This is a genomic window from Mesorhizobium sp. M7A.F.Ca.AU.002.02.1.1, assembly GCF_003998535.1.
Lineage (GTDB): Bacteria > Pseudomonadota > Alphaproteobacteria > Rhizobiales > Rhizobiaceae > Mesorhizobium > Mesorhizobium ciceri.
Map to the genome: position 1 here is coordinate 1 of NZ_RZPB01000086.1, position 12993 is coordinate 12993.

The 12993-nt window shown below is 64.7% G+C and carries 13 protein-coding genes; 4 read left to right on the forward strand and 9 right to left on the reverse strand.

Features of this window, described 5'->3' with window-relative positions; all coding sequences use genetic code 11:
• On the reverse strand, window positions 1-610 hold a 610-nt coding region (locus EN879_RS08300; RefSeq protein ID WP_164774341.1), incomplete at its 3' end, for a dihydrodipicolinate synthase family protein.
• 69 nt (window positions 611-679) lie between these two features.
• Here EN879_RS08300 and EN879_RS08305 point away from each other — a divergent pair.
• Window positions 680-1372, forward strand: coding sequence for a GntR family transcriptional regulator (locus tag EN879_RS08305; protein ID WP_050596296.1), 693 nt, complete (start codon window positions 680-682; stop codon window positions 1370-1372).
• A 52-nt stretch (window positions 1373-1424) separates the two neighbouring features.
• On the opposite strand, the gene EN879_RS08310 is transcribed toward EN879_RS08305, so the two are convergent.
• The gene (locus EN879_RS08310; RefSeq protein WP_024502890.1) at window positions 1425-1724 is read right to left on the reverse strand and encodes a hypothetical protein; all 300 of its coding nucleotides are present in this window, start codon (window positions 1722-1724) and stop codon (window positions 1425-1427) included.
• A gap of 217 nt (window positions 1725-1941) precedes the next feature.
• Window positions 1942-3438: a CoA-acylating methylmalonate-semialdehyde dehydrogenase gene (locus tag EN879_RS08315; RefSeq protein WP_013529086.1), complete on the reverse strand. Its 1497-nt coding sequence runs from the start codon at window positions 3436-3438 to the stop codon at window positions 1942-1944.
• 217 nt (window positions 3439-3655) lie between these two features.
• Between EN879_RS08315 and EN879_RS08320 the strand changes: the two genes are divergently transcribed.
• The 3 genes from EN879_RS08320 to EN879_RS08330 all read left to right on the forward strand — a co-directional run bounded on the left by EN879_RS08320 (window position 3656) and on the right by EN879_RS08330 (window position 7350).
• The gene (locus tag EN879_RS08320; RefSeq protein ID WP_013529085.1) at window positions 3656-4537 is read left to right on the forward strand and encodes a LysR family transcriptional regulator; all 882 of its coding nucleotides are present in this window, start codon (window positions 3656-3658) and stop codon (window positions 4535-4537) included.
• Between the two features lie 216 nt (window positions 4538-4753).
• The gene (locus EN879_RS08325; protein ID WP_127274004.1) at window positions 4754-5197 is read left to right on the forward strand and encodes a hypothetical protein; all 444 of its coding nucleotides are present in this window, start codon (window positions 4754-4756) and stop codon (window positions 5195-5197) included.
• The gene (locus tag EN879_RS08330) at window positions 5194-7350 is read left to right on the forward strand and encodes a phospholipase D-like domain-containing protein (RefSeq protein WP_063169213.1); all 2157 of its coding nucleotides are present in this window, start codon (window positions 5194-5196) and stop codon (window positions 7348-7350) included. The genes EN879_RS08325 and EN879_RS08330 overlap by 4 nt, the downstream gene beginning before the upstream one ends.
• A 4-nt stretch (window positions 7351-7354) precedes the next feature.
• Here the strand turns inward: EN879_RS08330 and EN879_RS08335 are convergent, their stop codons facing one another.
• The 6 genes from EN879_RS08335 to EN879_RS08360 all read right to left on the reverse strand — a co-directional run bounded on the left by EN879_RS08335 (window position 7355) and on the right by EN879_RS08360 (window position 12965).
• On the reverse strand, window positions 7355-8611 hold the full coding sequence (locus tag EN879_RS08335) for a D-amino acid dehydrogenase (protein WP_013529082.1): 1257 nt from the start codon (window positions 8609-8611) through the stop codon (window positions 7355-7357).
• A 119-nt stretch (window positions 8612-8730) separates the two neighbouring features.
• Entirely contained in the window at window positions 8731-9285 is a 555-nt protein-coding gene (locus tag EN879_RS08340) for a nucleoside-diphosphate kinase (protein ID WP_082826563.1), read from the reverse strand.
• A 2-nt stretch (window positions 9286-9287) separates the two neighbouring features.
• Window positions 9288-9710 (reverse strand): nucleoside diphosphate kinase regulator, encoded by a 423-nt coding sequence (gene rnk, locus EN879_RS08345; RefSeq protein WP_027162554.1) that lies wholly within the window; start codon window positions 9708-9710, stop codon window positions 9288-9290.
• 274 nt (window positions 9711-9984) lie between these two features.
• The gene (alr, locus tag EN879_RS08350; RefSeq protein WP_063169214.1) at window positions 9985-11124 is read right to left on the reverse strand and encodes an alanine racemase; all 1140 of its coding nucleotides are present in this window, start codon (window positions 11122-11124) and stop codon (window positions 9985-9987) included.
• A 110-nt stretch (window positions 11125-11234) separates the two neighbouring features.
• Window positions 11235-11756, reverse strand: a complete 522-nt coding sequence (locus tag EN879_RS08355; RefSeq protein ID WP_013529078.1) for an RNA pyrophosphohydrolase — start codon at window positions 11754-11756, stop codon at window positions 11235-11237.
• 30 nt (window positions 11757-11786) lie between these two features.
• On the reverse strand, window positions 11787-12965 hold the full coding sequence (locus EN879_RS08360; RefSeq protein WP_063169215.1) for a divergent polysaccharide deacetylase family protein: 1179 nt from the start codon (window positions 12963-12965) through the stop codon (window positions 11787-11789).
• Between the last annotated feature and the right edge of the window lie 28 nt (window positions 12966-12993).

Below are 12993 nucleotides of genomic sequence, written 5' to 3' on the forward strand. Positions count from 1 at the left end.
CGGCCACCCAACCGATGGCGCCGACCGACAGCGCCTCGAAGGCCAGATTGTCGACGCCGGTGAACAGGTCGTAGCGAGTGCCCAGGCGATTGATGATCTCGGTCGAACGACGGATGTCGTCGGAGGATTCCTTGATCGCGACAAAGCGCTCGTCCGACGCCAGCTCCTCCATCTGGTCGACGCTGACGTCGACGCGGTAGGCAAGCCGGTTGGAGTAGATCATGACCGGCAGGTCGCCAGCCTGCGCGACCGCGCGCAGCGCCGCGACCGTCTCTTCCGCATTGGTGTGGTAGATCGGGCTCGGCGCGACCATCAGGCCGTTGGCGCCTTCCCGGCTCGCGCGCTTGGCGATGCTGGCGGCCTCGCGTGTGCCGGCCTCGTTGACCGTCAGCAGCACCGGCTTCTTGCCGGCGACCTTTTGTGCGGTCTTCAGCACCTCGATCTTCTCATCGGGCGACAGCATCGGCCCCTCGCCGAGCGATCCGCAAACGATGATGCCGTCGCAGCCAGCTTCCATCTGCAGGTTGAAGCAGCGCTCCATCTCGGCATGATCGAGGCGATCATCCGCGGTGAATTTGGTCGTGACGGCAGGAAAAACTCCGGTCCACATGATCATCTCTCCATCTGATATATCACTGGTATATCTATTAACAAACCCGCTGTCAATGCGGAATCCGTTATGATATATTCAAGATATATCAGGAGAGCGCATTTGATATCCACGGCAGCAAGCACCTCGGCGGAGCCGGCCGCGACCAGGGCCTACCATGTGCTCGAGCACATGATCGTCACGCTCGAACTGGCCCCGGCAAGCTTCGTCACCGAGGGCGCCCTGATCGACAGGCTCGGGCTTGGCAGGACACCGGTGCGCGAGGCGATCCAGCGGCTGGCCTGGGAAGGGCTGCTCGACATCAGGCCGCGCGCAGGCATCGCCATCGCCCCGCTGCATCCCGGCGACTGGCTGCGCGTGCTCGACGCGCGTCGCGGCGTCGAGGTGGTGCTGGCCCGCTCGGCCGCCCGCTTCGTCACCCGCGAGGCCGCCGACCTGTTTCACGAAGCAGCGCTTGCCATGCAGAAAGCGGTGATCTCGGGCAACGTGCTTGCCTTCATTCAGGCCGACAAGGCACTTGACGAAGCGTTGGCACTGGCTGCCGACAATCCCTTCGCCGCCCGTTTGGCCGCCCCGTTGCAGACCCACAGCCGCCGCTTCTGGTTCCGCTACAAGGCCGAGACCGGTCTTGCCGAATCCGCCGAGCACCATGTCGCGCTGATCCGCTCGATCCTTGCCGGCGACGAGGAGGCCGCGGCCAAGGATGCCAAACGCCTGATGGCGCTGCTGCGCGGCCACGCCGAAACGGCGGCGACGCGCTGAGCGTCTTTTAATCCGATGCGCTTTCGTCGCCGGTGCTTCCTCGAAGCTCGGATCACGTCCCTGGCAAGGCAGCCGCCGCCATCAACGAACCGTCCCAGCCTTCGCCCGCCGTGATGACGCAGCTCTGACCATGCGTGTCGGTGGCAAGGATCGTCCAGGTGCCCTGGTCGGAGACGAATATCTCAAGAATGACGCTCGGGTTGACCAGGCCGCGCGCAGCCTCGCTTTCGTGGAATTTTTCCCCGAGCGCTTTGATCATATCCGCACGGGCTGCGCATTGCTCCGCCATCGCCGGGACGGCGGCAAACGCGGAAACCGCCGCGAAAAATAGCGTTGCCACAAGACGGGTCATCTGACACCTCCTTGCGCCAGACGATGTCCCCGAAGCTGTCGCCAGCGCCGTTGCTTGATCTGCCGTACCTCCTTGCGGCAGGACTGCAAACCAAGACGGCAGATGCCCACTTGGTTCCATCACATTAGCGTTCACGCAGATAGGGTCGTCGCCGGACTGCAAAAAAGCCCGGGCGCGAGCGCCCGGGCCTCAAATTCAAAATCAATCTGTTGTCCGGTCAGTTCATCGTCGGGATGACGAATTCGGCACCGTCCTTGATCCCGGACGGCCAGCGCGAGGTCACCGTCTTGGTCTTGGTGTAGAAACGGAACGCGTCCGGGCCGTGCTGGTTGAGGTCGCCGAAGGAAGACGCCTTCCAACCGCCGAAGGTGTAGTAGGCGATCGGCACCGGGATCGGCACATTGATGCCGACCATGCCGACCTGGACACGGCTTGCGAAATCGCGCGCGGCATCGCCGTCACGAGTGAAGATGGCGACGCCATTGCCCATCTCGTGGTCGTTGGCGAGCTTGATCGCGCTCTCATAGGTCGGCGCGCGCACAACCGACAGCACCGGCCCAAAGATCTCTTCCTTGTAGATGCGCATGTCCGCGGTGACGTTGTCGAACAGGCAGCCGCCCATATAGTAGCCGTCTTCATAGCCCTGCATGGAGAAGCCGCGGCCGTCGACGACCAGCTTGGCGCCTTCCTTGACGCCGGTGTCGACATAGCCCTTGACCCGCTCCAGGGCTTGGCGCGTCACCAGCGGGCCGAAATCGGCGGAAGAGTCGGTCGAAGGACCGACCTTCAGGCTTTCGACGCGCGGGATCAGCTTTTCCATCAGCCGGTTGGCGGTGTCGTTGCCGACCGGGACGGCAACCGAGATCGCCATGCAGCGTTCGCCGGCCGAGCCGTAGCCGGCGCCGATCAGCGCGTCGACCGTCTGGTCCATGTCGGCATCGGGCATGATGATCATGTGGTTCTTGGCGCCGCCGAAGCACTGCACGCGCTTGCCGGCGGCCGTGCCGCGCGAATAGATGTAGTGGGCGATCGGCGTCGAGCCGACAAAGCCGATGGCCTTGATGTCGGGATCGTCGAGGATGGCGTCGACCACGTCCTTGTCGCCATTGACGACATTGAGGATGCCCGCCGGCAGGCCAGCTTCGAGGAACAGTTCGGCGATGCGCATCGGCACGCCCGGATCGCGCTCCGAAGGCTTCAGGATGAAGGCGTTGCCGCAGGCGATGGCCGGCGCGATCTTCCACAGCGGGATCATTGCCGGGAAGTTGAACGGCGTGATGCCGGCGACGACGCCGAGCGGCTGGCGCATCGAATAGACGTCGATGCCGGGGCCGGCGCCGTCGGTGAATTCACCCTTCATCATGTGTGGCGCGCCGATGCAGACTTCGACCACTTCGAGGCCGCGCTGGATGTCGCCCTTGGCGTCGGCGATCGTCTTGCCGTGCTCGCGCGCCAGGATGTCGGCCAGTTCGTCATAGTCGCGGGCGACCAGTTCGAGAAACTTCATCAGCACGCGCACGCGACGCTGCGGGTTGGTTGCGGCCCATTTCGGCTGCGCAGCCTTGGCGTTCTCCACCGCAGCGCGCAGTTCCGCCTGTGATGCCAGCGCCACCGTGCCGCGCACGGAGCCGTCCATCGGCTGCATGACATCCTGCTTGCGGCCGCTGGTCCCGGCGACGTGCTTGCCGCCGATGAAATGACCATAGTCGATCATGATTTCTCTCCCTTGTTTGTGATGCTGCATTGTCCGCCTTTGGCCGGCGGATGGCAACGCGACGGAGAACGCAACCGTTGTGCGGAAAGTAGATAGCGGTTGACGGACGAGCATCAATTCTCGCAAATGCGAGACCCCGTCTGATAGCAGCAGGGATTGAGAGATTGAGTTTCCACCACAGGACGCGGCGTCAGCGATTGTCATCTGGACCATCCCCATGAACTGGGATGACGTCCGCATCTTCCTTGCCGTGGCGCGTGCCGGCCAGATCCTTGGCGCCGCCAAACGGCTGGAGCTCAACCACGCCACCGTCTCACGCCGCATCGCCGCACTCGAGGATGCGCTTCGGACAAAGCTGTTTCGCCGGCTGACCACCGGCAGCGAGCTGACTCCCGCCGGCGAGCGCTTCCTCGACATTGCCGAGCGCATGGAGGGCGACATGATCGCCGCGCGCTCGACCATATCAGGCGAAGGCGACGATGTTTCCGGCACGGTGCGCATCGGCGCCCCGGACGGTTTTGGCGTTGCCTTCCTGGCCAAACGCCTTGGCGCGCTGACCGCCCTGCACCGCGAACTGACGATCCAGCTTGTGCCGGTGCCGCGCTCCTTCTCCCTGTCGCGCCGCGAGGCGGACATCGCCATCACTGTCGAGCGGCCGACCGAAGGCCGGCTGGTGGCGGGAAAGCTGGTCGACTATTCGCTCGGCCTGTTTGCCTCGCGCGCTTATGTCGATGCCAATGGTCTGCCCAAAACAGCGGCCGAACTCGGCCAGCACACCCTTATCGGCTATGTGCCGGATCTCATTGTCAGCCCTTCGCTCGACTACGCGGCCGAATTCAGCGCGGACTGGCGCACCAGTTTCGCCATCTCCTCGGCGCTCGGCCAGGCCGAAGCAGTGCGCTCGGGCGCCGGCATCGGCATCCTGCACACCTTCGTCGCCCGCTCGATGCCGGAACTCGTGCCGGTCGATGTCGTGGCACCCATCCGCCGCGCCTACTGGCTGGTCTATCACGAATCGGTCAGGCCACTGCGCCGCGTCCAGATCGTCGCCAGCTTCATCACCAAGATGGTGGAGCGGGAGCGGAACCTGTTCGTCTGAGGCATGTCGCCCAAAACTGATCTCGGTTTTGGGCGAACGACATGCATAAACTAAGACGCTAAAGCGCATCGCATGAATCCGATCAAACGCGATACGCTTTGGCCGTGCCGCCTTTTCCTTGCCACAAAACCGGCCAGTGTGGCATCAGGCGTGCGGTCGCCGGCCACGGGCAGGTCGCCGGGTGGGGAACCTTTCAGAAAGCTGGCGCGGATAGACATGCGAGCCGTTCTTGCCATCCTGCCGCTGCTTTTCGTTTCCGCTTGCGCCAATCCGTGGACGAAGGTCCCGGAGGCCGAACTGCCCAAACCGATCCGCTACGCCATGGCGCGGCCTTCGCCTTTCGTCTTCGGCAATTATTGCGGCCCCGGCACCCGCACCGGCGATCTGTCGGCCCGGCCGGTCGACCGCCTCGCCGCGGCCTGCCAGACGCATGACGCCTGTTACATCGCCCGCCACAACCATTGCGACTGCGACGGCGCCCTGGTCGCCTCGGCGAAAGCGATCCGTGACGACAACGCAACGCCGCGCAAGATGCGCGGCGAGGCCGAACTGCTGATCGCCACCTTCGCCATTCCCGTCTGCAAGGTCTTCCCGCAGGGCTTCATGCCGCCGCGCGATCCGGCGCAATTGAGCGCCCTGAAGACCGGAGCGGCCGGGTGAAGGGTCGCGCATTCATCGCCGTTGTTCTGTTCGGGCTGGCTGTCCTTGCCGGCTGTGCCGGTACTGGTCGCAATGCCTGCGATCTCCTGCAAGGCCAGAGCGCTTGCGCGCGACCCGCGCTCTCCGCGGAGACAGCTGGGCCGCGGATCGCCGCCGCGCAGTTTTTCGGCGACGCCGGCACCAGCGACTACGAAAAACGCTTCCTGGCGCTGCTCGCCCGCCATCAGCTTGGCGCCATGGACCGCGCCAACGGCACCGGCCCTTTCGGCCACGACCGCCATGAGATCGCCAACAGCGATTTCCAGGCGACCTACCGGACGCTGCAAAAACTGGCCGGGCCGGTTGCCGAAACGCATCTGCCGCCGGCCGACGCCAACAGCGGCGAGGGTCATTTTGACGGACGCTGGCGGGTGTCGCGACAGACGCTCTACATCGATGCGGCGGCGCGGCCTTCGGCGCCCAAGACCTTCGATTTCTCCGGCCTGCAAGCGCGCAGCGTCGAGATCGTGCTGCGCCAGGCCGGCAAGCAACCGGCCGACATCGAAGGCGTCTGCGACGGCACGCTGGCGATCCGTGCCGGCGGCGCTTCACGCACCATCGCCACGGGCACGGCATTTCGCTTTCGCCTGTCCGGCGAGGACGATACGGTCAGCCTGTTTCCAAGTGACGGCCTGAACCGCTGCGCGGCAAGAATCCGCTCCAGCCTTGCTCCGGCCGGCGCGCCGCTCACCATCCGACGCGAAGAGACCGCCGATCCGGCGCTTGCCGCTTTCGACAGTCGCTACGAGCGTTGCCCGACGCCAGACCCAACCGGCCTCGATCCTCTCAGCCGCGCCTTCTATGCCAGCCGTTGGCTGTCGCAGACCTGTGCCTTGCCGATCGGAAAGCCGCGCCTGCTGCGCAAATCGCGCGACGGCTTCAACGCCAAGGTCGAGGCGCTGATGGGAGCGCCGCTGTCCGACAGCGCCATCGACAAGGGCGACCCGGAGCTGCCGCTCGACTTCTCCAGGGCCCCAAAACTGAAGCTGATCTATCTGTCATCCCTGGAGTTCAAGGCCGACTTCTCCGGCCGCATCATCGAACGGCTGATCCGTCATCATGCAGCCCTCGGCACCAAGGTGCGCATCCTGGTCACCGACGTGCTGGAGCGCGACAAGGACGACGCCATGCTGCATCGGCTGGCGGCCGAATTCCCCAATGTCGGGCTGCAGGAATATCGCTGGCGGGCGGACCGGGGCGCGCCGATCGACGAGCAGATTTCACAATTGCACAAGGTCCATCACGTCAAGATGCTGGCGACGCTTGCCGACGATCCACGGCGGTCGCGCGCCATCATCGGCGGCCGCAACATCCATGACGGCTTCCTGTTCCACCAGCCGATCGATCTGTCGCGCTATCCAGACCTTGAGCAATACGGCAAGACCGACGGGTTGTCGCTGAACTACTATTCGAACTGGAGCGACTTCGACATCGAGTTCGCCGATCCGGCCACGGTCGAGACCCTTGCCGCGCATCTTTCGACAGTGTGGCTGCGCGACGCCGACACCAATCTGGCGCGCCCCTTCTCCATTCCGGTCCGGTCCGACGGCGCCCGTCCTTCAGGCACGGCACGACACTTCATTTCGGTGCCTTACGAGGATGGCCATGCGCTGGAGGACTATTTCGTCGAGTTGGTCGACGCCGCCCAGCACCATATCCAGATCGTTAATCCCTACCTCAACCTGACGCCCAAGCTTGCCCAGGCTGTTGACCGGGCGCTCGCCCGCGGCGTCAGGATCGACATTGTCGGCCGCATCGATCTCAAGGGCGATATCGGCGGCAAGTTTCTCACCGCGCTCAACAAGCTGTTTGTCGAGAAATATGGCGATCGCATCAACATCCGCGAGTTCAAGGCGCCTGACGTGGTGCTGCATTCCAAGATCATGATGATCGACGAAAGGCTGGTCGCCATCTCGTCGGTCAACCTCAACAACCGCAGCTTCTTCCACGACAGTGAGAACGGCATGATGGTGCTCGATCCGGCCTTCTACACCAGGATGAAGCCGATCTATGACGACTATGTCGCCCACTCCAAACCGGTCGCCACCAATGTGACGATCCCGTGGGCCTACCGGCTGCTTTTCGACGAGGACTGGGTCCGGCAGGCGTTCTGACTCTCTAGCGCAGATAGCGCTCCTGCGCGAGGTCGCGGACGTCGATGTCAGGCACCCGGTTGGAGATGATGTCGGCCAGCACCTTGCCCGAGCCGCAAGCCATGGTCCAGCCGAGCGTGCCGTGGCCGGTGTTGAGATAGAGATTGGAAAGCTCGGTGCGGCCGATCAGCGGCGGACCATCCGGCGTCATCGGCCGCAGCCCGCACCAGAACGTCGCGTCCCGCATCGCGCCGGCGCCAGGAAAGAGATCGCCGACCGAGTGTTCCAGCGTGCGCCGCCGCGATTCGTGCAGCCTGAGGTCGAAGCCGGAAATCTCGGCCGTACCGCCAACCCGGATGCGGTCGCCAAGCCGGGTGATCGCCACCTTGTAGGTCTCGTCCATCACCGTCGAGACCGGCGCCGCCGCCGCGTCCTTGATCGGCACGGTGATCGAATAGCCCTTGACCGGATAGACCGGGATCGGCCGCTTCACTCGGCGCATGAAACCCGCCGAATAACTGCCCAGCGCCATCACATAGGCGTCGGCGGTCTTCCAGCCCTTGCTGGTGCTGAGATTGGCAATGCGGTTGCGGCTGCGGATGACGCGCCAGATCGTCACGTCGTACTCGAACTTGACGCCACGGGCCACACAGAGTTCGGCCAGCCTGTCGGTGAACATCTTGCAGTCGCCGGTCTCGTCGTGCGGCAGCCTGAGGCCGCCGACGAACTTTTCGCGCACCCCGGCAAGGCCAGGCTCAGCCGCGATGCAACCGTCCTGGTCGAGGATCTCGTAAGGCACGCCATACTTCTTCAGCACCTCGACATCGCCGCCGGTGCCGTCAAGCTGCTTTTGCGTCCGGAACAGCTGCAGCGTGCCCTGGGTCCGCTCGTCATAGGCGATGCCGGTCGCTTCGCGCAGCGCCTTGAGCGTATCGCGGCTGTATTCGGCCAGCGGCACCATGCGCGCCTTGTTGATCGCATAGCGCTCGGCCGTGCAGTTGCGCAGCATCTTGATGAGCCATGTCCACATATGCGGATCGAAGGCCGGCCGCACCACCAGCGGGCCATGCTTCATCAGCAGCCATTTGATCGCCTTCAGCGGAATGCCGGGCCCGGCCCAGGGCGAGGCGTAGCCGGGCGAAATTTCGCCGGCATTGGCGAAGCTGGTTTCCAGCGCCGGGCCTTTCTGGCGGTCGAGAACCGTCACCTCGTGGCCGGCCTCGGCGAGAAAGTACGCCGTGGTCACTCCGATGACGCCGCCGCCCAGCACCATGATCTTCATCGTTTACTCCTTGCCGCGTCGCACGCCCTTGAGGACGCCTGGACGCGGCGCATTCCGATTTGCGCATGATCCCCGGCGAAAATCGATGCCGATTTTCGAGATCATGCAGTGTTGCCTGTTCACGCCGCCGCAGGACCGGGGTCGTCGTCCCCTGTCTGCCGCATTCCGGCCCTTTCGCCAAGGGGCCGCCAATCGGCTGCGGCGCTGTAGACGAGGGTGAGCCCATGCGGCCGTCGCGCCTCGGCCTGGGATTTCTCCCTGACGGCACGCCGCGCGGCCTCCGGCTGGTAGAGCACGGTCGCGATCAGGACCGACTCCCGCCTGCCGTCGGCCTGTTCGATCCATGCAGTCTGGCCCTCGGCCATGCCGAGCATGCAAAGCCCCCGCCTTGTCATGATCGACAGGCTGGAGCCGACCGGGCCGCGCACCTCATTCTGCACCAGGGTCCGGGTCTGGGCGGGGCCGGCATCGACACGGAATACCAGCCTGCTGTTCAGCGTCACGATATCGGATCCGACCGAATCCATCGCGACGACCTCGGCCTTGGAAAGCTTGTCTTCAAGCATTGGAACAATCGGATCCGCGAAAGCCCGCCGACGCTCCAACATGATTTCGAGGACGGCGAAGTCCTTTGTCGTCAGCTGGAAATTCGCGCCTGTCATCACCGTCTCCATGATCAGGCCCCCTCCCGCCCGCAGGCCGGCGTATCGACCACTTCGATGGTCGCCGACAGTTCCCGGCCGCCACGGCTGCTCCAGCACACCGTCTGCCCAGCGGTCGCGCCGATGAGCGCCGTCCCCATCGGCGTCAGCACCGAGATCCTGTTTTCACTGATGTCTGCTTCGCCGGGATAGACCAGCGTGACGCGCTGGATGTTGCCGCCATCGTTGCGGATTGTTACCGCCGAGCCCATCCGCACGACATTGGCCGGCATGGAAGCCGCTGCCGTGACAACGGCACGGTCCATCTCCGAAAGCAATTCTTCGGCCGTCTCGGGCACGCGGTCGAGCGACGCCCGCGCCAGGCCCGTCAGCCTATGATGGTCGGCATCGGTGACCAGAAGCCGGCTCGGTGGACGCAATCCTGTTGCATGTTGCATGGCAAACCTCATGACTTGGCGCATCGAACAGACGCGCGCCTGCCGCCGCGCAAACGGTGGCTTGATGAAAAACCGGCAGCCGCGAAGCTGTCTGGCTCGGGAATGATAATGTCAGGTAGAAATGCCCCGGTTCGGACGGACGCCAAAAGGCGACCGCGCCGGGGCTACGATCCCGCGATCGGGCAGACCCTGAACAAGGTTCTGATATAAGCTGGGTTGCTCATGCATGGAGCCTTGCCGACAGGCGTCCGCTTGTCAAGCGCGGCCAAACCGCTCAACCGCCGACATAGCGCCGATGGAAGCGCGGACCGAGGCTGGTCAGGATCTCGTAGCCGATGGTGCCGGCATGGCCGGCGGCGTCATCGACGCTTTGCGAGGGACCGAGCAGTTCGACCAGATCACCCTCGCGCAGCCTGCCGGCCGGCAGGGCGGAAATGTCGAGAATGATCGAATCCATCGACACCCGCCCGACGAAAGGTAGCCGCACGCCCTCGAACCAGGCGGCGGACGCGGCGCGGCGTTGCCAGCCATCAGCGTAGCCGAACGAAATCGTCGCCAGCCTGAGCGGGCCTTGCGCATGATAGCTGTGGCCATAGCCGACGCCGGCGCCCTTTTCGACGCTGCGCGTCTGTGCCACCTTTGCCTGCAGCCGCACCACCGGCAGCATCGGATTGGACTTTGGCGGCGTCGGATTGATGCCGTAGAGGGCGGCACCGGGGCGGGCGAGATCGTAGTGAAAGGACGGCCCAAGAAAGATGCCGGAGGAATTGGCCAGCGACGCCGGCGCCTTCGGCAACATTGCGCGCAGCCGCTCGAACACCGACCGCTGCTTCTCATTGGCCGGATGCTCCGGCTCGTCGGCGCAGGCCAGATGGCTCATCACGTAACGGATGTCGATGCCGTCGAAAGCCTGCGGATCGGCGGCGATGCGATCCACATCCCGAGGCGCCATGCCGAGCCGCGACATGCCGCTGTCGACCTGGACCGCGGCCGGCAGTTTTCGGCCGGCGCGGCGGGCCGCAGCACGCCAGGCTGCCAGTTGCTCGTGGCTGTTGATAACAGCGCAAAGGTTTGCTGCCACGGCGTCCGGCTCGGCACCGGGCGGAATGCCGTTCAACACGAAAATGGCAGGGCCGGCCCCAAGCGAGCGGCGCAGGGCGACGCCTTCGCCCAGAAGCGCAACGAAGAAGATATCGCAGCCTTCGCGCAGCAGTGCCGCCCCGACCTGGCCGGCGCCAAGGCCGTAGCCGTCCGCCTTGAGCACACCAGCGCAGGCAACATCGCCCAACCGCGCCTTCAGCCGCCGGTAGTTTTCACGGATTGCACCGAGATCGATGGTGAGGATGGCCCCAGCCGCCACTTCGCTCGTGGCGGTGACCTCTTCTGGCGGCGATTTTTGGAGGGCGTCGTTCATGGCGACCGTTCTTGTGGTGGATGGGTTAGTCAGTAGTCAGTAGTCAGTAGAATTTGGCGCGGACCGCAACAGAACATTCAACCCTACTCCCCTACTCCCCTACTCCCCTACTATCGCACCAGATGCCGGAACGCCGCCACCACATCCTCATAGACATGGCGCTTGAACGGCACGATCAGGTCGGGAAGGTCCTGCATCGGCCGCCATGCCCATTTGTCGAACTCGGCGGTGTGGCCACCCGGCGGCGGATTGATCTGGATCTCGCTGACATCGCCGTGGAAGCGAAAGGCGAACCATTTCTGCGTCTGGCCGCGATACCGGCCCTTGAAGGCGATGCCGACGAGATGCTCCGGCAAATCATAGTTGATCCAGTCCGGCGCCTCGGCCAGTAGCGAGACGCCGCGCATGCCGGTCTCCTCATAGAGCTCGCGCTCGGCCGCCTGCAGGGGCTCCTCGCCCTCGTCGATGCCGCCTTGTGGCATCTGCCAGAGCTGCGTCGTGCCGGCAAATTCGCTGTCCGGTTCGGCAATGCGGTGCCCGACCCAGACCAGGCCCTCGGCATTGAGGATCATCAGCCCGACGCAGGGTCGGTAAGGCAGCGTTTCGCGGTCGATTTTGTTCGTCTTTGGCATCAGTCACTCTTTCCAGCCGTCTTCCGAGGGCTAGCCTTTTTGCGGATCGATAGCCACCGCTGAAATCGGCACGATCTCGATGCCGCGCTTCTTGGCCTCGACCACCCAGGATGACACGGTATCGACCGTCAGGTCGAAGGCCGAACCGATGCCGACGGCAGTGCCTTTGGCCCGCGCGGTCGCCTCCAGGCTGTCGAGCTTCTTCAGGATTTCGCCGCGATCCTGCACGGCATCAATCGCCATGTCGCCGGCGACGAAGGGCACGCCGTCCTTCAGCGCCAGATCCGGCGCCAGACTGCGCGCCGACGAGCCGTCATCGATATAGGCGAGGCCGCGTTTGCCGAGCTCGGCGATGAACGGCTCCATCGCCGCCGCGTCAGCGGAAAAGCGGGCGCCCATATAGTTCATGACGCCGGTATAGTTGGTCGTCCGCGACAGCGCCCAGTGCAGGCTCTTCAGGTTCTCGTCCGCGCTCGCCGCCACCGTCAGCGTGTTGCGTCCCGGATTGACCTTGGGATAATCGAACGGTTCGAGCGGCACCTGCATGACGATCTCGTGGCCGCTCTGCCTGGCTGCCTGCATCCAGCGGCCGATGCTGTTGCCTTGCGGCGCGAAGGCCAGCGTCACTTCCGCCGGCAGCTTGGCGATGGCCGCCTGGGTGCCGGTCTGCGAAACCGAAAGTCCACCGATGACGATCGCCACCCGTGCGCCGCGCCCGCCCGACCAGGGCCGCGCATAGACGTCGAACGGCCGCCTGCCATCGGCGGCGCGCACCGGCAACGGCCCGGTCTCGCTGGCCTCGATCAGCGCCTTGTCTGGAATATGCGCGACCTTCAGGTTCTGGCCGACGGTCGACGGGTCGCGAATGACGATCGCTGCCTTGGGCGGCCCATCGCCCTCCTCCGTCTGCACATGGATGATCTGCGGCCCACCTGATTTGACCGGCGCCTCCGGCTTCGGTGCCGCCGGGGCCAATGCAGGCGGCGCGGCGGCAGGTTCGGCCGCCGCGGTCACTTTCGGCGTTGAAACGGCAACCTGTTGCGGCTTACGAAACGGCTTTTCCCTGAGCGCGATCGCGCCGGAGATGCCTGCCACCACCAGCACGGCCACTGTCGCCATGATCGCACCGCCGCTGAGCTTGCCGGCGGCGCGCGGCGGCCGGACTGCCTGTCCGAGCGGGCGTTCGATGTCCTTGCCGATATCAGTCAAGCGTAATCCCCGGGCGCATGGCTCCGAA

Coding starts and splice junctions, on each gene's coding strand:
- EN879_RS08340 (WP_082826563.1), bottom strand. CDS start 9,285: ATGGAGACGGTGATGACAGGCGCGAATTTCCAGCTGACGACAAAGGAC.
- rnk (WP_027162554.1), bottom strand. CDS start 9,710: ATGCAACATGCAACAGGATTGCGTCCACCGAGCCGGCTTCTGGTCACC.
- alr (WP_063169214.1), bottom strand. CDS start 11,124: ATGAACGACGCCCTCCAAAAATCGCCGCCAGAAGAGGTCACCGCCACG.
- EN879_RS08320 (WP_013529085.1), top strand. CDS start 3,656: ATGAACTGGGATGACGTCCGCATCTTCCTTGCCGTGGCGCGTGCCGGC.
- EN879_RS08315 (WP_013529086.1), bottom strand. CDS start 3,438: ATGATCGACTATGGTCATTTCATCGGCGGCAAGCACGTCGCCGGGACC.
- EN879_RS08355 (WP_013529078.1), bottom strand. CDS start 11,756: ATGCCAAAGACGAACAAAATCGACCGCGAAACGCTGCCTTACCGACCC.
- EN879_RS08335 (WP_013529082.1), bottom strand. CDS start 8,611: ATGAAGATCATGGTGCTGGGCGGCGGCGTCATCGGAGTGACCACGGCG.
- EN879_RS08310 (WP_024502890.1), bottom strand. CDS start 1,724: ATGACCCGTCTTGTGGCAACGCTATTTTTCGCGGCGGTTTCCGCGTTT.
- EN879_RS08305 (WP_050596296.1), top strand. CDS start 680: ATGATATATTCAAGATATATCAGGAGAGCGCATTTGATATCCACGGCA.
- EN879_RS08325 (WP_127274004.1), top strand. CDS start 4,754: ATGCGAGCCGTTCTTGCCATCCTGCCGCTGCTTTTCGTTTCCGCTTGC.